Below are 17,832 nucleotides of genomic sequence, written 5' to 3'. Positions count from 1 at the left end.
CCGCCGATCACCAGGCCGTGGTGCGGGCGGCCAGGTCGTCGAGGACGGCGCGCACCTCACCGGTACGCTCCAGCACCCGCCGCTGCCGGGCGGCGCCGGTGCCGTCGCGGCGCAGCCGGGCCAGCTGTGCCAACACGTACCCCAGGTCGCCGTGGCGCAACAGGGCCGGCGCGATCACCGCCATCAACTCATCGACGAGCGCCCAGGCTGGCCGGGTGCCGCCGGCGCGCAGGTCGATCAGCTCGCCGTCGAGGCCGTCGTGGGCGGCCCGCCAGTGCGCGGCGGCCACCAGACAGTCACGGATGGGCGGCGCGGTCACCCCGGCACGGACATCGTCGGCGAGGGTGGCGACAAGTGAGCGGACCAGGGCGGCGACCAGCACCGCGTCGTCCACCTCGGTGCAGACGTCGCCCACCCGGATCTCGACCGTCGGGTAGGCCGACGACGGTCGGGCGTACCAGTAGACCATCGCGGCGTCGAGCATGATGCCGGCGGCGATCAGCTCGTCGACGGTCCGGTCGTAGTCGGCCACCGAGTCGAAGTACGGCGTCGGGCCGATGCTGGGCCACCGCTCCAGTTGCATCGACCGCCAACTGGCGTGCCCGGTGTCGTGGCCGTCCTGCAACGGCGAGTTCGTCGTGATCGCCTGCACCACCGGCAGCCACGCCCGCAGGTGATTGCAGACCTGCACGGCCAACTCCCGGTCGGGCAGCCCGACGTGGATGTGGCAGCCGCACACCGCCGGGTCGTGCGCCACCGGCCCGTACCGGCGCGACATGGCGTGGTAGCGCGGCTCGTCGGGGACCGTCCGGTGCGGCTCGGCCACCGGCGTGGCGCCGATCGCCACGAGCCGCGCCCCGGCCGCCGTGGCGGCCTCGGCGGCGGAGTGGCGCAGCGCCACCAGGTGCGCGCGCAGCTCGCCGAGGTCGGCGCAGACCGGGGTGACCATCTCCACCATGCTGTGCCGGAACTCCTGCCGGCTCTGGTCCCGGGCCGGTCCACGCAGCGCGGCCAGTACCTGGTCGGCCACCGGCAGGTTGCGCCCGCTGTCCGGGTCGAGCAGCAGGAACTCCTCCTCGACGCCGAGCGTGAGGGTGGACAGGTCGGGCACGATGCCGGCGGTCGCCGAACGGTATGCCATGACACCTCCCCCACTGCTGCGGCCGGCGCCTCGGTTTCCCGGGCCACCCCGGTGACAAACGCGCGCTCAGGAGAGCAGTGTGCGGGGATGCCGTAGTTGATGCCGTTCGGAGGAGGTTCGGTGAGTCATGGGCCAGGCGGTTGCGGGTAAGCAGAGCGCCGTGACCGACGGCATCCGGGTGGTCGTGGTCGGCGCCGGTTTCTCCGGTCTCGCCGCCGCGCTGGCGCTCAGCCGCGCCGGCGCCCAGGTGCGGGTGTTGGAGGCCCGCGACCGGGTGGGCGGTCGGGTGTTGACCCGTTGGCTGCCCGAGGTCACGCAGCTCGACCTGGGGGCGCAGTGGATCGGCCCGACCCAGGACCGGATGTACGCGCTGGTCGCCGAGCATGGCCTGGCCACCTTCGCGTCGGCGGCCCTCGGCGCGCCCACCCTGCTCTGGGCCGGCCAGCGCCGGGCCGAGCCACCGGCGGACGTCGGCCGGGTGCTCGGCCTGCTCGACGGGTACGCCGCCCGCCTGGACCCGGCCGCGCCCTGGCAGGCGCCGGAGGCCGCGCAGTGGGATCGGACGAACCTCGGCGGCTGGCTGCGCGCGACGGCCGGGGACGACGACACCGCCGACTACCTGGGGCGGCTGCTCGCCGGCGGGCTGCTGGCCACCGGCGCGGACGAGCTGTCCCTGTTGCATCTGCTGTTCTACCTGCGCAGCGCCGGTGGGACCGGTCCGTTGCTGGGGATGGCCGGCGGCGCACAGCAGGACCGGATCGTGGGTGGGCCGCCGGCGCTCGCCGAACGGATGGCCGCCGCCCTGCCCCCGGGAACGCTGACGTTTGCCACCCCGGTGCGGTCGATCCAACAGAGCATCGACGGGGTGACGGCGTGGACCGACACCGGCCGCGTCGCCGCCGACGCCGTGGTGGTCGCGCTGCCCCCGGCACTGGCCGGCCGGATCCGGTACGACCCGCCGCTGCCCGTGCTGCGCGACGGGCTGACCCAGCGGATGCCGATGGGTTCGGCGTTGAAGGTGCACGCGGTCTACGCGGAGCCGTTCTGGCGTGCCGACGGGCTGTCCGGGGTGTCCACCAGCAGCGCCGGCCCGCTCACCGAGACGGTGGACAACTCCACGCCGACCTCGCCGCTCGGCGTGCTGACCGGGTTCAGCTACGCCGGGGAGGCCGCCGCGCTGCGGGGCATGTCCCCCGCGCGGCGTCGGCAGTGCCTGCTGGAGGCGTTCGCCAGCGTGGTCGGGCCGCGCGCCGAAGAGCCGGTGGACCTCGTCGAGTACGACTGGTCGGCCGACGAGTGGACCCGGGGCTGCTTCTGCGGCGCGCTCACGCCGGGCACCTGGCAGACGTACGGTCCGCACCTGCGGGCGCCGGTGGGGCGGGTGCACTGGGCGGGCACCGAGACGGCGACCCGCTGGACCGGCTACCTGGAAGGCGCGGTGCGGGCTGGTGAGCGGGCGGCGGCGGAGGTGCTGGCGGGTTGAGCGGGCACGACCGAGGCCGGCCCGGTCTCGGCGGGACCGGGCCGGCTCGGCCCACGGTGGCGACCCGCGCCAACCCGGCAACCACCGGGCCGGCGCGGGCGCACCGGTCAGGGGTAGGTGGTCAGGTACACCTGCTGGTTGGCCGCGTTCGCGGTGCCACCGGCGTTGTTGATCACCCGGTTGATGGTGCCGACGCCACCGAGCGAGACGGTGACCATGTTGGTGAAGCGCACGTTCGGGTTGGTGGGCACCTCGAAGGCCCGTTCCTCCACGACGGCGGGGTTGACGTTGAAGTAGCTGTAGCTGCCCAGCCCGAACGCCTGGTGGCTGGTCACCGAGTCGGCGACCTTGTACGCGGCGTAGCCCCGGGTCGACCCGTTCATCCAGGCCGCCTGGTTCGGCGGGTCGTACGGCAGTTCGTTCTGGTAGAAGTACGTCCGACCGCCGTTGCCGTTCCAGATGGTCTGGTACTTCTGGTAGTGCTCGACGAAGAGGCCGTACATGGTGACGTTGTCGCCGTTGACGGTGAGCCCGGTGTCGGCGGTGTTCAACGTCCACCCGGTCGGTACGCCGCTGGCGGCGTGGTCGGCCCGCCACAGCCACATGTGGTCACCGATCACGTTGTCGCTGTTGACGGTCAACGTGTTGGTGGCCTTGCCGACGTGTGGCCCGCCGATGCGGAAGAACACGTCGTGCAGGGAGGTCGGGTTGCTGGCGTGGTTCGCCGACGATCCGGACGGCCCGACCTCCATCAGTACCGGCGAGTTGGTCGTGCCGGCCTCGAACATCAGGCCGGCGACCTTGACGCCGTCGACGTCGGCCACCCGCATCCCGACGCTGCCGTTGTCGGCCTGGATGGTGGCCAGGCCGAGACCGAGGATCACCGTGTCGGCCCGGTTGACCTGGATCGGCTCGGTGACGTGGTGCACGCCCGGGGTGAAGAGCAGGTGCTTGCCCTGGGCGAGGGCCGCGTTGATGGTGGCGGCGCTGGTGCCGGCCTGGACGACGAAGAACTGCGACAGCGAGATGGACGAGCCGGCCGGGGTCTTGTTGTACCAGCTGGTGCCCGTCGAGTTGGTGCGCAGCGCCGGCACGAAGACCCGGTACTCGCCGGTGCCGTCGACGTAGAGGAACGGCTTCTCGCGGACCTGTGGGGTCTGCGCGATGACGGTGTGCGACGGGTTGGGGAAGCTCGGCGCGGGAGCGCCGTTGACGCCCTGGAAGACCATGTTCCACACCGAGCCGGTCCAGCCGTTGCCGAACTCGCTGTTGCGGGAGTACCACTGCTGCTGCGAGCCGGAGACGACCAGGCCGTCGACGCGGGTGTCGGCCATCAGGCCGCCGCTGGACCAGCCGTCGCCGCCGTTCCAGAGCTGGATCTGGTTCTGCGCGCCGCGCAGGTGCATCCGCCGGTACGGCGCGGCCTGGGACACCGCCCAGCGCTCCACGGTCTGCCCGGCGGGCAGGGTGACCGAGAGGTTCTCGGCGGCCCGCCAGAAGTTCTGGGTGGCGTTGCCGCCGAACCAGAACGCCTCGGTGCGGACGTGACCGTTGAGGTTGACGTCGTCCGGGCTCATGCCGAGGCCGGCGACCTGGGTGAAGAAGCCGAGGTTGACGTCGGCGGTGTAGGTGCCGGGCTTGAACAGCACCGCGTAGCGCTGCGGGCCGAACTGGTTGGTCTCCTGCTGGGTGAACAGGGTGTTCAGTCGACTCTGGATGGTCGACGTCGGGGTGCTCGGGTCGAAGACGAACGTGTTCGGGCCGAGGTTCGGGTTGCGCGGGTCGGTCGTGTCGACCGGGGGCTCGCTGGTCCCGCCGCCGGTGGTGTTCACCGCCAGCTCCCACAGCGAGTAGCCGTAGGCGGTGCCCCGCGCGGTGCCGTACATCCGCAGGTAGCGGCCGCTGCCGCTGACGGTGAGGGACTGCGTGCCGCCGGTGCCGGTGGTGGTCGAGTAGATCGACGTCCACGTGGACCCGTCGGTCGAGGTCTGGAGCTGGAAGGCCCGGGCGTACGCGGCTTCCCAGGTGAGCACCACCCGGCAGATCGTGCGGGTGCTGCCCAGGTCGACGCGCAGCCACTGCGGGTCGCTGGCGGTGCTGGCCCAGCGGGTGCCGGTGTTGCCGTCGACGGCGGCGGACGCCGCGAGGCCGGCGTCCTGGGTGGACGAGGCGGTCGCCGGGCTGCCCTGGGCGACGTTGGTGCTGCCGCAGGTGGGCGTGGTGCCCCCGGTCTCGCCGTAGACCTGGAACTCCCAGAGCGAGTAGCCGTAGGCGGTGCCCCGGGCGGTGCCGTTCATCCGGACGTAGCGGCCGGCGCCGGTGACGGTGAGGTTCTGGGTGCCGCCGGTGCCGGTGGTGGTCGAGTAGATCGTGGTCCAGGTGGCACCGTCGTCGGAGGTCTGGAGCTGGAAGGCCCGCCCGTAGGCGCCCTCCCAGAGCAGGTTCACCTGGCTGATGGTGGCCCGGGCACCCAGGTCGACCTGGAGCCACTGCGGGTCGCTGAACGCGCTGGCCCAGCGGGTGCCGGTGTTGCCGTCCACGGCGGCGCTGGCGGGGGTGCCGGCGTTCTCGGTGGACGAGGCGGTGGCGGGGCGGCCCTGCGAGAGCAGGGTGGGCGCGGCCTGCGCGGGGGTGGTGGCACCGGCGGGCGTGAGCGCCGCGACCAGGGCCACGGCGAGCCCGACGAGCAGGTGTCGAACCGCCCGTCGGGGACGCGGGCGTACGGATGTTGCACGAGATGTCATGACATCGCCTGTCGATAGGGGGTTACGGATGCCGCGAGGGTGGGATCGGGCTCGCCCCGTGGTGCCGTGGGTGGTGCCGCCGACGCGACGCCGCGGGTCGGAGAGCGCTCTCGTAGGAGTGTTGCGGCGAGATTGCGGCGGCGTCAAGACATCGATCTATAAGTTCGTTATTTATCCCGAGGATTCTTTTTGTGTAATTCGCCGCAGCCGCCGCCGGTCGTGTTCACCCGGTGATCAAGAGGTTTGCGTCATCCCAGGCGTGATTCCTGACGCAAACCTCTTGATCAACAAGGGAGAGGGGGGTGGGGCTCAGCGGCGGACGCCGCCCTCGGTGAGGAAGCGGGCGATCGGCAGCGTGGCGGCGCCCAACGCCACCGCGTCCACGCCGAGGCGGCACAGCTCGATCGACGCCTGCTCGAACGGTTGGCGCAGGGCCTGCCGACCGGCGGCCTCGCGGACGGCCGGCAGCAGGTCGCCCAGCGCCATCGCCGCCCAGCCGCCGAGCACCACCCGCTCCGGGTTGAACAGGTTGATCAGGTTGGCCACGCCCGCACCGAGGTAGCCGGCGGTCTCGTCCAGCACCCGCCGGGCGGTGACCGAGGTGTCGGCGGCGGCGACGAGCGCGGCGAGCTGGGACTCCTCGTCCTCGCCCGGCACCTGTCGACCTCGGCGCGCCTCCCGGTAGCGGTCGATGATCGCCTCCGCGCCCACGTACGCCTCCAGGCAGCCGCGCGCGCCGCACCGGCAGGCCCGGCCGCCGTACACCAGGGTGGTGTGCCCCCACTCCCCCGCGCTGCTGGACGCGCCCCGGTAGGTGGCACCGCCGGTCACCACCGACGCGCCCACGCCGGAGCCGACGAGCGCGAAGACGGCGTGCCGGGCGCCTCGGCCGGCGCCGAACCACATCTCGGCCTGGCCGAGGGTCTTCGCGCCGTTGTCGATGTGCAGGGGCAGGTCGGTGCCCGCGCTGATCAGCCGTTCCAGCGGCACCCGGTCCCAGCCGAGGGCCTGGGCGTGCACGACGGCCTCGACGCCCTGCTCGACGACTCCCGAGACGCCGATGCCGACGCCGAGCACGTCGCCGGGGGCCACCTGCGCCTGACCGGTCACCGCGTCGATGCCCGCCAGCACGTGCCCGGCCACCAGGTCCGGCTCGGTGCGGGCCGGGTCGAGCGGATACTCGACGCTGGCCAGCAGGGTCATCGCGAAGTCGAACAGCTCCACCCGGACCCGGGTCTCACCGACGTCCACGCCCACCAGGAACGCGAAGCGGGGCGCGATCCGCAGCAGCATGCTGGGCCGCCCACCGTCGGACTCGGCGGCCCCGGCCTCGGCGACCAGCCCCTCGTCGATCAGGTCGGCCACCACGTTGCTGACCGCCGGCTGGCTCAGCCCGGTGCTGCGCACCAGGTCCTGTCGGGTGAGCGGGCCGTCGAGGAAGAGCTTGGTCAGCAGGGCGGACCGGTTGCGCAGCCGCACACTGCGGTTGGTGGCACGCGCCAGCTCCACTCGACACCTCGTTCCCGTCGGTCGTTCGAGGCGACTGTAACCGCCTCGTGCTTGACGACCCACCGGCCAACCACTTTAATGACGACATAAATTAAGCCGTGATGTAACTCCCGGGAAACGCCGACGGACCCCGACGGCGCACCCCCGAACCCTGTCCCGCAGCCGGCCACCCGTCGCCCGACCCCTATCGGCGACGGAGGTCGGCGGACCCCCACCACGCACCGGAAGGGCTGACCCGTGTCGAGACGACACCTCGGGATATTCACCGCCGCCGTACTGGCCGCCGCCTCGCTGACCGCCTGCGGCGGCTCCGGCGACGACTCCGCCGCATCGCCCAAGACGCTGACCTACTGGGCCAGCAACCAGGGCGCCAGCCTGGAGGCCGACAAGACGACCCTCCAGCCCGAGCTGGACAAGTTCGAGAAGCAGACCGGGATCAAGGTCACCGTCGAGGTGGTCCCCTGGTCGGACCTGCTCAACCGGCTGCTCGCCGCCGCCGCCTCGGGCAAGGGCCCGGACGTGGTCAACATCGGCAACACCTGGTCGGCGTCGTTGCAGGCCACCGGCGCGCTCGTCGAGTTCGACGACGCCACCCTGCAGGCCGTCGGCGGCAAGGACCGGATCGTGCCCGCCGCGCTCGCCGCCGCCGGCGCCCCCGGCAAGCCGCCGGCCGCCGTGCCGCTCTACAGCATGGCGTACAGCCTGTACTACAACAAGAAGTCGTTCGCCGACGCCGGCATCACCGCGCCGCCGACCACCTGGGAGCAGCTCGCCGAGTACGGCAAGAAGCTGAGCACCGGCGGCAAGTGGGGCCTGGCCATCGAGGGCGCCAACCCGTCGGAGAACGCCCACCACGCGTTCACCTTCAGCCAGCAGTACGGCGGCGAGTGGTTCGACTCGGCCGGCAAGCCGACCTTCGACACCCCGCAGAACGTCTCGGCGATCAAGCGGTACATCGACTTCATGGCCGCCGACAAGATCACCAACCCGAGCAACGCCGAGTACGCGCAGAACCAGTCGGTCTCCGACTTCGCCAACGGCAAGGCCGCCATGCTGCTGTGGCAGTCCGCCGGCTCGAACCTGAAGACGCAGAACATGCCCGCCGACGCGTACGGGGTGGCCCCGGTGCCGTTCCTGGCCAGCCCGCCGGCCGGCGGCAAGAAGGTCAACAGCATGGTCGCCGGCATCAACATGGCCGTCTTCAAGCACACCAAGAACAAGGACGGCGCGCTGAGCTTCGTGAAGTTCATGACCAGCGACGAGGAGCAGACGATCCTCAACAAGACGTACGGTTCGCTGCCGGCGGTGAAGACCGCGGGTTCCGACCCGGCGTTCAGCGCCACCGAGCAGAAGACCATCCAGGAGACCCTGGTCACCACGGCGGCCCCGCTGCCGCAGGTGCCCGAGGAGAGCACCTTCGAGACCCTGGTCGGCACCGCGATGAAGGAGCTGTTCGCGGACGCGGCCAGCGGCAAGCCGGTCACCGAGGCCTCGGTGAAGGCGAAGCTGACCGACGCGCAGCAGAAGATGCGCTGACCCAGGCGTCACCGGTGGCCGTGGTCAGGCGCTGAGCCTGGCCACGGCCACCGCCTCCGAGAGGACCCCGATGGCAACCAGCACCACCGCGCCGGACGCCGACCGGCGCGAACCCCGGGCCGGGTCACCGGCCCGGGAGCCGGCCCGCCGGCCCCGCGGCCCCCGCCGCTCCCTCCTGCCGTACCTGCTGCTCGCCCCGGCCATCGTGCTGGAACTCGCCATCCACGTGATCCCGATGGTGGTCGGGGTCTGGATGAGCCTGCTGGAGCTGACCCAGTTCCACATTCGCAACTGGTCCACCGCGCCCTTCGTCGGACTGGAGAACTACCGGGCGACGCTGGATCTGAACAGCGCCGCCGGCAAGGAACTGCTGCACTCGTTCTGGATCACCCTGGCCTACAGCGTGCTCTCGGTCGGGTTCGCCTGGCTGCTCGGCATCTCGGCGGCGGTCGTCCTGCAGAAGCCGTTCCGTGGGCGGGCGATCCTGCGGGCGCTCTTCCTCACCCCGTACGCCCTGCCGGTCTACGCCGCGGTGATCACCTGGAGCTTCCTGCTGCAACGCGACACCGGCCTGGTCAACCACGTGCTGGTCGACCAGCTCGGGCTGCTCAACGAGCGGCCGTTCTGGCTGATCGGCGACAACAGCTTCTGGTCGCTGCTGGTGGTGTCGGTGTGGCGCAACTGGCCGTTCGCGTTCCTCTGCCTGATGGCCGGCCTGCAGAACGTGCCCGGCGAGATGTACGAGGCCGCCGCGATCGACGGCGCCGGGTTCTGGCGTCGGCTGCGCTCGGTCACCCTGCCGATGCTGCGGCCGGTGAACCTGGTGCTGCTGCTGGTGCTGTTCCTGTGGACCTTCAACGACTTCAACACCCCGTTCGTGCTCTTCGGCGGCTCCGCCCCCGAGCAGGCCGACCTCATCTCCATCCACATCTACCGCAGTTCCTTCAAGACCTGGGACTTCGGCTCCGGCTCGGCCATGTCGGTGGCGCTGCTGCTGTTCCTGATGATCGTCTCGGCCGCCTACCTGCTGATCACCAACCGTCGGAGGGACGACCATGCGTGAGACCGCCGGTGAGCGCTGGGGCCGGCGCATCGTGCTGACCCTGCTCACCCTCTTCGTCGTCATCCCGCTCTACGTGATGGTGACCTCCGCGGCGAAGCCGTTGCAGGACGTGCAGAACGGCTTCACCTGGTGGCCCAGCCGGCCCACGCTGCAACCGTTCATCGACATGTGGAGCACCGTGCCACTGGCCCGGTACCTGGTGAACAGCCTGGTGGTGTCGAGCATCGCGGCGATCTGCTCGGTCGTGGTGGCCATCTTCGCCGCGTTCGCGGTCAGCAGGTACCGGTTCCGCGGCCGGGGCGTCTTCACGGTGACGGTGCTGTCCACCCAGATGTTCCCGGGCATCCTGTTCCTGCTGCCGCTGTTCCTCATCTACGTCAACCTCGGCAACGCCACCGGCATCGAGTTGTACGCCAGCCGTACCGGTCTGGTCATCACGTACCTGACCTTCTCGCTGCCGTTCTCGATCTGGATGCTCGTCGGTTACTTCGACTCGATCCCCCGGGGCCTGGACGAGGCGGCGCAGGTCGACGGCGCCGGGCCACTGCGCACCCTGTTCCAGGTCATCCTGCCGGCCGCCGTGCCGGGCGTCGTGGCGGTCACCGTGTACGCGTTCATGACCGCCTGGGGCGAGGTGCTCTTCGCGTCGGTGATGACCGACGAGGGCAGCCGCACCCTGGCCGTCGGCCTGCAGGGCTACTCCACCCAGTTCAACGTCTACTGGAACCAGATCATGGCCGCCTCGCTCGTGGTCAGCGTCCCGGTCGTCGTCGGGTTCCTGGCCCTGCAGCGGTACTTCGTCGCCGGGCTCACCGCCGGCGCGGTCAAGTGAGTCAGTCAATCCCAGAGGAGACCCGTCCCGTGCCCGACCTGTCCAAGCTGCCACCCGACTTCCTCTGGGGTGTCGCCACGGCGGCGTACCAGATCGAGGGGGCCGTCGACGTCGACGGCCGGGCGCCGTCCATCTGGGACACCTTCTCGGCGACCCCCGGCAAGGTCGAGAACGGCGACACCGGCGCGGTGGCCTGCGACCACTACCACCGGTGGCCCGAGGACTTCGCGTTGCTGCGTCGGCTCGGCGTGGACGCGTACCGTTTCTCGGTGGCCTGGCCCCGGGTGATGCCCGACGGCGTCGGTCGGGTCAACCCCGCCGGGCTGGACTTCTACGACCGGCTCGTCGACACGCTGCTCACCGACGGGATCCGGCCGTTCGTCACGCTCTACCACTGGGATCTGCCGCAGACGTTGCAGGATCGCGGCGGCTGGCCGGAGCGCGCGACCGCCGAGGCGTTCGCCGACTACGCGGCGGTGGTCGCCGCCCGCCTCGGTGACCGGGTCGGCGACTGGAACACGGTCAACGAGCCGCTGTGCGTGTGCTGGATCGGGCACCTGGACGGCACCATGGCCCCCGGCGAGCGGGACCTCACCCGCGCGGTGCACGCCTCACACCACGTGCTGCTCGGGCACGGCCTGGCCACCCAGGCGATCCGCGCCAACGCCACCCGGCCGGCCTCGGTGGGTCTGGTGCTCAACCTCAGCCCGATCGAGGCGGCCACCGACCGACCCGAGGACGTGGCGGCGGCCCGCCGGGCCGACGGGCACGTCAACAGGTGGTGGCTGGACCCGATCCACGGGCGCGGCTACCCCGCCGACATGATCGCCACCTACGGTGTCGAGCCACCGGTACGCGGTGACGACCTCACGGTGATCGCCACGCCCACCGACTTCCTCGGAGTGAACTACTACTTCCGCCAACTGGTGGTCGACGACCCGACCGGCCCGGCCCCGTACGCCCGGCAGGTGCCGGTGCCCGGCTCGGTGGAGACCGCGATGGGCTGGGAGATGTACCCGGCGGGACTGGAACGGCTGCTCGTCGACGTGCACGAGGAGTACCGGCCCGGCCGGATCATCGTCACCGAGAGCGGCTCCGCCTGGCCGGACGAGGTCACCGCGGACGGCCGGGTGGAGGACAAGGAGCGCACCGACCACCTGGAGCAGCACCTGGCCGCGTGCGCGTCGGCGGTGGCCCGGGGGGTTCCGCTGGACGGCTACTTCGTCTGGTCGCTGCTGGACAACTTCGAGTGGGCGTACGGCTACGACAAGCGCTTCGGGCTGGTGCACGTCGACTACGCCACCCAGCGTCGGACGGTGAAGGCGAGCGGCCTGCGCTACGCCGAGCTGATCCGCGCGCACCAGCGGCTCGTCCGGACCACCGGCACCGCGACGCCGGTGGCCTGAACGGCGGCGGCGCGACCGGCCGCCCGGGGTGTCGACCCCGGGCGGCCGTTCCCGTCTCCGTTCGGACGACCCGCCCGCTGGCTCACCCGTCGATGAGGGTGCGCAGCCGCAGCAGGTCGGCCGGGTTGTCCACGTCCAGCGGGGACCCGACGTCGTCACAGGGCACCTCGACCACCAGGTCCGGCCGGTCGCGCAGCAGGTCGCGGGCACCCCGGTCGCCGAGGGCGTAGTAGTCCAGCAGCGTCCAGGTCTCCCGACCCAGCAGCACCGGGTGCCCCGGCCGGCCGGCGTAGGTGGCGACCGCGACGACCGCGCCGTCGGCGTACGCGGCCCGAACCCGGTGGACCGCGACCGGGCTGAGCAGCGGCTGGTCGACGAGGACCACGACCACGGCCGGCACGTGGGCCGGCAGGGAGGCCAGGCCCCGGCGCAGCGACGAGCCCAGCCCGTCGGACCAGCGGTCGTGCCGGACCGACACCGCGCCGGGCAGGGCGGGCATCTCGTCGGCGCCCGCGCCGAGCACCACGTGCACGGGTGCGCAGCCGCCGTCGCCGAGCAGCCGGACCCCGCGCCGCACCAGCGGCTCACCATCAAGCTCGACAAGCGCCTTCGGGAGGCCGTACCGCCGCCCGGCGCCGGCGGCCAGCAGCAGCCCGGCGGTCACCGATGGGTCCGGCACCCGGTCACCTCCTGTGTTATTCGCCCTTATTTGTACCGGTAAAGCTAGTCTGGGCCGGTGCCGGACCGAGCAGAGAACGCGACGACCACCGACGAGCGCCACTCGTCCCGGGTGACGGTCGAGGTCAACGGCGCGACCCGCGCGGTGACCCTGGACAACCGCACCACCCTGCTCGACACGCTGCGCGAGCACCTCGACCTGACCGGGGCGAAGAAGGGCTGCGACCACGGCCAGTGCGGCTCCTGCACGGTGCTGCTCGACGGCCGGCGGGTGAAGAGCTGTCTGGTCTTCGCGGTCACCGTGGACGGCCGGTCGGTGGTGACCGTCGAAGGGCTGGCCGGGCCGGACGAACTGTCCCCGTTGCAGGCCGCGTTCATCGCGCACGACGCGTTCCAGTGCGGCTACTGCACCCCCGGGCAGCTCTGCTCCGCCCGCGGCATGCTCGACGAGGTCGCCCGGGGTTGGCCCAGCGCGGTCACCGACGACCTGAACAGGTCCGCCGAGTTGACCGACGCGGAGATCCGCGAGCGGATGGCCGGCAACCTGTGCCGCTGCGCCGCGTACCCGCACATCGTGGCGGCCGTCCGCGAGACGGCCGCGACGCGATGAGGGCGTTCCGCTACCACCGGCCGGTCGACGTGGCCGACGCGGTCGCCGTGCTCGGCGCGGAACCGCACGCGGCCTACCTCGGCGGCGGCACCAACCTGGTGGACCTGATGAAACTCGGCGTGCAGCGCCCCGACGTGCTGGTGGACGTGACCGGGCTCCCCCTGGACACCGTCGAGGAGTTGCCCGACGGCGGGCTGCGCATCGGCGCGACCGTGCGCAACAGCGACCTCGCGGCCCACCCCGTGGTCCGCCGGGACTACCCGGTGCTGGCCCGCGCCCTGCTCGCCGCCGCCTCCGGACAGCTGCGCAACATGGCCACCACCGGCGGCAACCTGTTGCAGCGCACCCGCTGCGTCTACTTCCAGGACACCGGCAAGGCGTGCAACAAGCGGGAGCCGGGCAGCGGGTGCGCCGCCCTGCACGGCCAGAACCGCGATCTGGCGGTGCTGGACTGGTCCGAACAGTGCGTGGCCACCCACCCGTCCGACCTGGCCGTGGCGTTGACCGCCCTCGACGCGGTGGTGCAGGTGCACGAGACCGACGGCCCCCGCGACCTCCCGATCACCGCGCTGTACCGCGCCCCCGGCACGCACCCGGAACGGGAGACCACCCTGGCCCGGGGCGCGCTGATCACCGCCGTGCGGTTGCCACCGCTGCCGGCCGCGCGCCGCTCGACGTACCTCAAGGTGCGCGACCGGGCCTCGTTCGCCTTCGCCGCCGGGTCGGTGGCCGCCGTGCTGGACCTCGACGGCGACGTGGTCCGCGACGTGCGGCTGGCGTACGGGGCGGTGGCGCACCGGCCGTGGCGGGCGTACCGGGCCGAGGAGGAGCTGCGGGGTCGACAGTTCAGCCCGGAGCTGGCCGGGCGGGCCGCCGACGCGGAGCTGGCCGAGGCCCGCCCGTTGCGGCACAACGGCTTCAAGGTGCCGCTGACCCGGGCCATCACCGTGCGGGCGCTCAGCGAGCTGGCGGCGTCGTGAGCACCGACGCGGTCGGCCACGCGTACCCCCGGCTGGAGGGCCGCGCGAAGGTCACCGGCACCGCCCGGTACGCGGTGGAGTACCCGGTGGACGGCATCACCTACGGCTGGGCGGTGCCGTCCGCGGTGGTGCGCGGCCGGATCACCCGGATCGACACCACGGAGGCGCTGGCGTCGCCCGGTGTGCTGGCCGTGGTGCACCACGGCAACGCGCCCCGGATGGCACCCGGCCCGCAGCCGGAGCTGTGGCTGTTGCAGGAGCCGGCGGTGCACTACCGGGGGCAGTACGTCGCCGTGGTGGTGGCCACCAGCCTGGAGGCGGCCCGGGAGGGTGCCCGGCTGGTCCGCATCGACTACGACGCCGGCCCGCACAGCACCGTGCTCACCGACGACCACCCCGGCCTGTACCAGCCGGACCACGTCAACCCCAGCTACCCGACGGACACCGCCGAGGGTGACTTCGACGCCGGGTACGCGGCGACACCGGTGCGGGTGGACGCCACGTACCGCACGCCGGCGTACCACAACAACCCGATGGAGCCGCACGCCACGACGGCACAGTGGCGCGACGGCCGGCTGTTGGTGCACGACTCCACCCAGGGCGCGTCACCGGTGCGGGCCACCCTCGCCGAGATGTTCGAGCTGCCCCCGGAGTCGATCCGGGTGGTCGCCGAGCACGTCGGCGGCGGCTTCGGCAGCAAGGGGTACGCCAAGTCCTCGGTGGTGCTGGCCGCCCTCGCGGCCCGGCACGTGGACCGGCCGGTGAAGCTGGCGCTGACCCGCCAGCAACTGTTCGGGCCGGTCGGCTACCGCACCCCCACCATCCAGCGGGTCCGCCTCGCCGCCGACACCGACGGGCGACTCACCGCCATCTGCCACGACGCGATCAGCCAGACCTCGACCGTCCGGGAGTTCGCCGAGCAGACCGCCGTCTACACCCGCAGCATGTACGCCGCACCGCACCGCCGCACCACGCACCGGCTGGTCCGCCTCGACGTGCCGACCCCGTTCTGGATGCGCGCCCCCGGCGAGTGCCCCGGCGCGTACGCCCTGGAGTCGGCGATGGACGAGCTGGCCATCGCCGTCGGCGTCGACCCGGTGGAGCTGCGCATCCGCAACGACACCGCGGTCGACCCGGACCAGGGGCGGCCGTTCACCAGCCGCAACCTGGTGTCCTGTCTGCGCGAGGGTGCGCAGCGGTTCGGCTGGACCGACCGGGACCCGACGCCCCGCGCCCGGCGCGACGGGCGCTGGCTGATCGGCACCGGGATGGCCGGGTCGAGCTACCCGGCCCGGGCCCGGCCGTCGTCGGCCACGGCCACCGCCCGACCGGACGGGAGCTTCCTGGTCCGGATCGACGCCACCGACATCGGCACCGGCGCCCGGACGGCGATCTGGCAGGTGGCCGCCGACGCCCTCGGGGTGCCGCCGGAACGGGTGGAGATCCACATCGGGGACAGCGCCCTGCCGACCGCGCCGTTGGCCGGCGGCTCGATGGGCACCGCCAGTTGGAGTTGGGCGGTGATCCGCGCCGCGCAGGCGCTGCGCGACAAGCTGCGCGACGGCGGGCCGCCGACCGGCGAGGTCACCGCCGAGGCGGACACCACCGAGGAGGTGGGCGGGCAGCCCGCCCTGCCCCGGTACGCCTACGGGGCGCAGTTCGTCGAGGTGCGGGTCGACGCGGACACCGGCGAGGTACGGCTGAACCGGATGCTCGGCGTGTTCGCGGCCGGCCGGGTGGTGAACCCGACGACGGCCCGCAGCCAGCTCATCGGCGGCATGACGATGGGGCTGTCGATGGCCCTGCACGAGGAGGGCCTGCTCGACGAGCGGTACGGCGACTGGGTCAACCACGACCTGGCCACCTATCACATCACCGGCTGCGCGGACGTCGAGTCCATCGAGGCGTACTGGCTGGACGAGCGCGACGACGAGCTGAACCCGGCCGGGGTGAAGGGCATCGGCGAGATCGGCATCGTCGGCGCGGCGGCGGCGGTCGCCAACGCGGTGCACCATGCCACCGGCGTGCGGATCCGGGACCTGCCGATCCGACTGGACAAGCTGATCGGGTTATCACGCTTGGCTTAAATAAGCTTCTGCTGATATAACTGTCGCGTGCACGCCTTCGACGTGCTGGGCGATCCGGTCCGGCGCCGCATCCTGGAGCTGCTCGCCACCGGCGAGCAGACCGCCGGCGCGGTCAGCGCGGTGATCCGCGACGAGTTCGGCATCTCCCAGCCCGCCGTGTCCCAACACCTCAAGGTGTTACGGGACAACGGTTTCGCCACCGTGCGGCCGGAGGGCACCCGGCGGCTGTACGCGGTCGACCCACGGCCACTGCGTGAGGTCGACGGCTGGCTGGAGCACTTCCGCCGGTTCTGGACCCCGCCCCTGGCGGCACTCGCCACCGAACTGGCCCGGGGCCGACGCGAGCGCCGGCTGCGCGAGGCAGCCGACCCACCCGACGAGAGGAACACCTGATGTTCGACGCCACCGAGCAGATCAACGCCGTGCGGCGCACGGTCGGCAGCCGCACCCTGGAGGCCGGTGAGGCTCGGGTGACCACGATCAGCCAGACCTACCAGGCGACGGCCGAGGATCTGTGGGACGCCTGCACCAACGCCGAGCGCATCCCCCGCTGGTTCCTGCCGATCTCCGGCGACCTGCGGCTGCACGGCAAGTACGAGCTGCAGGGCAACGCCCACGGCGTCGTCGAGAGCTGCGAGCCGCCGCACCGCTTCACCGCCACCTGGGAAATGGGCGGCGAGGTGAGCTGGATCGAGGTGCGGATCACCCCGGTCGACGACGAGCGGGCACGCCTCGACCTGGACCACATCGCGCACGTCGACCAGGACCGGTGGGCCCAGTTCGGGCCGGGCGCCGTCGGTGTCGGCTGGGACCTCGGGTTCCTCGGTCTCGCCACCCACCTGGCCGGCGACGGCAGCGGGGTCACCCCGGAGCAGGCTGCCGAGTGGAGCGCCTCGCCCGAGGGCCGACGGGCCGTGGAGCTGAGCAGCCGACTGTGGGGTGCGGCGAGCATCGCCGCCGGCACCGACCCCAACGAGGCGAACGCCGCCGCCGCGCGTACCACCGCCTTCTACACCGGCGCCCCGGAGGCCTGAGCCTGAGCGCGGGCGGCGGCGCGGCAGAGTGGGCGGCGGCGGGGGGGGTAACGTGCTGCGGATGACCGGCACGCCGTACTCGCACTGCTCCTACTGCGGCGCCGCCTACCCGCCGGCCGCCGGATGGCCGCGGGTCTGCGCGGCCTGCGGCGAGACCGTCTGGCGCAACCCGCTGCCCGTGGCGGTCGCGGTGCTGCCGGTCCGCACGGCCGACGGCCTGGGTGTCGTGGTGGTCCGCCGGGACATCGAGCCGGCCCGCGGGCTGCTCGCGCTGCCGGGCGGCTTCGTCGAGTACGGCGAGGAGTGGTCCGACGCCCTCGTTCGTGAGCTGCGGGAGGAGACCGGCCTGGTCGCGGCCGCCGAGGACGCCCGACTGCTCGCGGTGCGCGGCGCCCCGCACGGCGGCACGATGATGATCTTCGGAGTGCTGCCCGAGCGAGCGGCCGAGGACCTGCCACCGTCGACGCCGACGGAGGAGGCCACCGAGTGGCTGGTGCTCTCCGACCCGGTCGAGTTGGCGTTCTCCACCCACACGCGGGTCCTGGCCGAGTTCCTGACCGCCACCTCCTGACGTCTCCAGCATCGGATACCCCACCTGCCCACGCGGCCACGGCAAGAGCCTCGATCCATTCTGGTGGCCCGACGACCTCTGACCGTGGCCGTTGCCGCCATCAAGGGTTCCGTCGATCCGCAGTATCATGCGAGCGCCGCCGCGCCGCTAGGCTGCGG

The 17,832-nt window shown here is 72.3% G+C and carries 15 protein-coding genes; 11 read left to right on the top strand and 4 right to left on the bottom strand.

Annotated features, from left to right (window positions below; all coding sequences use genetic code 11):
* Positions 1 to 7: 7 nt before the first annotated feature.
* Complete coding sequence (locus AB0O48_RS22445; RefSeq protein WP_357255634.1) at positions 8 to 1,141, bottom strand: glutamate--cysteine ligase; 1,134 nt, start codon at positions 1,139 to 1,141, stop codon at positions 8 to 10.
* Between the two features lie 127 nt (positions 1,142 to 1,268).
* Here AB0O48_RS22445 and AB0O48_RS22440 point away from each other — a divergent pair, with 127 nt between their 5' ends.
* A complete protein-coding gene (locus AB0O48_RS22440) occupies positions 1,269 to 2,624 on the top strand; it encodes an FAD-dependent oxidoreductase (RefSeq protein WP_357255632.1) in 1,356 nt (451 codons plus the stop codon).
* A 107-nt stretch (positions 2,625 to 2,731) separates the two neighbouring features.
* Here the strand turns inward: AB0O48_RS22440 and AB0O48_RS22435 are convergent, their stop codons facing one another.
* Together AB0O48_RS22435 and AB0O48_RS22430 are read right to left on the bottom strand one after the other, a co-directional pair.
* Positions 2,732 to 5,368 carry a discoidin domain-containing protein gene (locus tag AB0O48_RS22435; RefSeq protein ID WP_357572352.1) on the bottom strand — a complete coding sequence of 879 codons (2,637 nt, stop codon included), beginning with the start codon at positions 5,366 to 5,368 and terminating at the stop codon, positions 2,732 to 2,734.
* A gap of 309 nt (positions 5,369 to 5,677) precedes the next feature.
* Positions 5,678 to 6,877 (bottom strand): ROK family transcriptional regulator, encoded by a 1,200-nt coding sequence (locus tag AB0O48_RS22430; RefSeq protein WP_357255628.1) that lies wholly within the window; start codon positions 6,875 to 6,877, stop codon positions 5,678 to 5,680.
* 237 nt (positions 6,878 to 7,114) lie between these two features.
* Here AB0O48_RS22430 and AB0O48_RS22425 point away from each other — a divergent pair, with 237 nt between their 5' ends.
* From AB0O48_RS22425 to AB0O48_RS22410, 4 genes are all read left to right on the top strand, one after another.
* The gene (locus AB0O48_RS22425; RefSeq protein ID WP_357255627.1) at positions 7,115 to 8,413 is read left to right on the top strand and encodes a sugar ABC transporter substrate-binding protein; all 1,299 of its coding nucleotides are present in this window, start codon (positions 7,115 to 7,117) and stop codon (positions 8,411 to 8,413) included.
* Between the two features lie 70 nt (positions 8,414 to 8,483).
* Complete coding sequence (locus tag AB0O48_RS22420) at positions 8,484 to 9,476, top strand: sugar ABC transporter permease (RefSeq protein WP_357255625.1); 993 nt, start codon at positions 8,484 to 8,486, stop codon at positions 9,474 to 9,476.
* Positions 9,469 to 10,308, top strand: coding sequence for a carbohydrate ABC transporter permease (locus AB0O48_RS22415; protein WP_357255623.1), 840 nt, complete (start codon positions 9,469 to 9,471; stop codon positions 10,306 to 10,308). Before AB0O48_RS22420 ends, AB0O48_RS22415 begins: the two co-directional genes overlap by 8 nt.
* 29 nt (positions 10,309 to 10,337) lie before the next feature.
* A complete protein-coding gene (locus tag AB0O48_RS22410; RefSeq protein WP_357572350.1) occupies positions 10,338 to 11,714 on the top strand; it encodes a GH1 family beta-glucosidase in 1,377 nt (458 codons plus the stop codon).
* Positions 11,715 to 11,796: 82 nt separating this feature from the next.
* Here AB0O48_RS22410 and AB0O48_RS22405 read toward each other — a convergent pair whose 3' ends face one another.
* Positions 11,797 to 12,393 carry a nucleotidyltransferase family protein gene (locus AB0O48_RS22405; RefSeq protein WP_365068081.1) on the bottom strand — a complete coding sequence of 199 codons (597 nt, stop codon included), beginning with the start codon at positions 12,391 to 12,393 and terminating at the stop codon, positions 11,797 to 11,799.
* Positions 12,394 to 12,504: 111 nt separating this feature from the next.
* On the opposite strand from AB0O48_RS22405, the gene AB0O48_RS22400 reads away from it, so the two are divergent.
* From AB0O48_RS22400 to AB0O48_RS22375, 6 genes are all read left to right on the top strand, one after another.
* The gene (locus AB0O48_RS22400) at positions 12,505 to 13,002 is read left to right on the top strand and encodes a 2Fe-2S iron-sulfur cluster-binding protein (RefSeq protein ID WP_357572400.1); all 498 of its coding nucleotides are present in this window, start codon (positions 12,505 to 12,507) and stop codon (positions 13,000 to 13,002) included.
* Entirely contained in the window at positions 12,999 to 13,982 is a 984-nt protein-coding gene (locus AB0O48_RS22395) for a xanthine dehydrogenase family protein subunit M (protein ID WP_357572348.1), read from the top strand. The genes AB0O48_RS22400 and AB0O48_RS22395 overlap by 4 nt, the downstream gene beginning before the upstream one ends.
* Positions 13,979 to 16,069: a xanthine dehydrogenase family protein molybdopterin-binding subunit gene (locus AB0O48_RS22390; protein ID WP_365068077.1), complete on the top strand. Its 2,091-nt coding sequence runs from the start codon at positions 13,979 to 13,981 to the stop codon at positions 16,067 to 16,069. Before AB0O48_RS22395 ends, AB0O48_RS22390 begins: the two co-directional genes overlap by 4 nt.
* A gap of 27 nt (positions 16,070 to 16,096) precedes the next feature.
* Positions 16,097 to 16,462 carry a metalloregulator ArsR/SmtB family transcription factor gene (locus tag AB0O48_RS22385; RefSeq protein ID WP_357255614.1) on the top strand — a complete coding sequence of 122 codons (366 nt, stop codon included), beginning with the start codon at positions 16,097 to 16,099 and terminating at the stop codon, positions 16,460 to 16,462.
* The gene (locus AB0O48_RS22380) at positions 16,462 to 17,103 is read left to right on the top strand and encodes an SRPBCC family protein (protein WP_357255611.1); all 642 of its coding nucleotides are present in this window, start codon (positions 16,462 to 16,464) and stop codon (positions 17,101 to 17,103) included. Before AB0O48_RS22385 ends, AB0O48_RS22380 begins: the two co-directional genes overlap by 1 nt.
* A 61-nt stretch (positions 17,104 to 17,164) precedes the next feature.
* A complete protein-coding gene (locus AB0O48_RS22375; RefSeq protein WP_357255609.1) occupies positions 17,165 to 17,674 on the top strand; it encodes an NUDIX domain-containing protein in 510 nt (169 codons plus the stop codon).
* Positions 17,675 to 17,832 lie beyond the last annotated feature (158 nt).

It is taken from the genome of Micromonospora sp. NPDC085948 (assembly GCF_040686315.1).
In the GTDB taxonomy this organism is placed as follows: Bacteria; Actinomycetota; Actinomycetes; order Mycobacteriales; family Micromonosporaceae; genus Micromonospora.
The sequence above is the reverse complement of the archived record's forward strand: the minus strand, read 5'-3'. Positions and strand labels throughout refer to the sequence as shown.

Bases quoted from the DNA above. Each gene is read 5' to 3' on its own strand.
- AB0O48_RS22445 (WP_357255634.1), bottom strand. From the start codon at position 1,141: ATGGCATACCGTTCGGCGACCGCCGGCATCGTGCCCGACCTGTCCACC.
- AB0O48_RS22440 (WP_357255632.1), top strand. From the start codon at position 1,269: ATGGGCCAGGCGGTTGCGGGTAAGCAGAGCGCCGTGACCGACGGCATC.
- AB0O48_RS22435 (WP_357572352.1), bottom strand. From the start codon at position 5,368: ATGACATCTCGTGCAACATCCGTACGCCCGCGTCCCCGACGGGCGGTT.
- AB0O48_RS22420 (WP_357255625.1), top strand. From the start codon at position 8,484: ATGGCAACCAGCACCACCGCGCCGGACGCCGACCGGCGCGAACCCCGG.
- AB0O48_RS22415 (WP_357255623.1), top strand. From the start codon at position 9,469: ATGCGTGAGACCGCCGGTGAGCGCTGGGGCCGGCGCATCGTGCTGACC.
- AB0O48_RS22395 (WP_357572348.1), top strand. From the start codon at position 12,999: ATGAGGGCGTTCCGCTACCACCGGCCGGTCGACGTGGCCGACGCGGTC.
- AB0O48_RS22380 (WP_357255611.1), top strand. From the start codon at position 16,462: ATGTTCGACGCCACCGAGCAGATCAACGCCGTGCGGCGCACGGTCGGC.
- AB0O48_RS22375 (WP_357255609.1), top strand. From the start codon at position 17,165: ATGACCGGCACGCCGTACTCGCACTGCTCCTACTGCGGCGCCGCCTAC.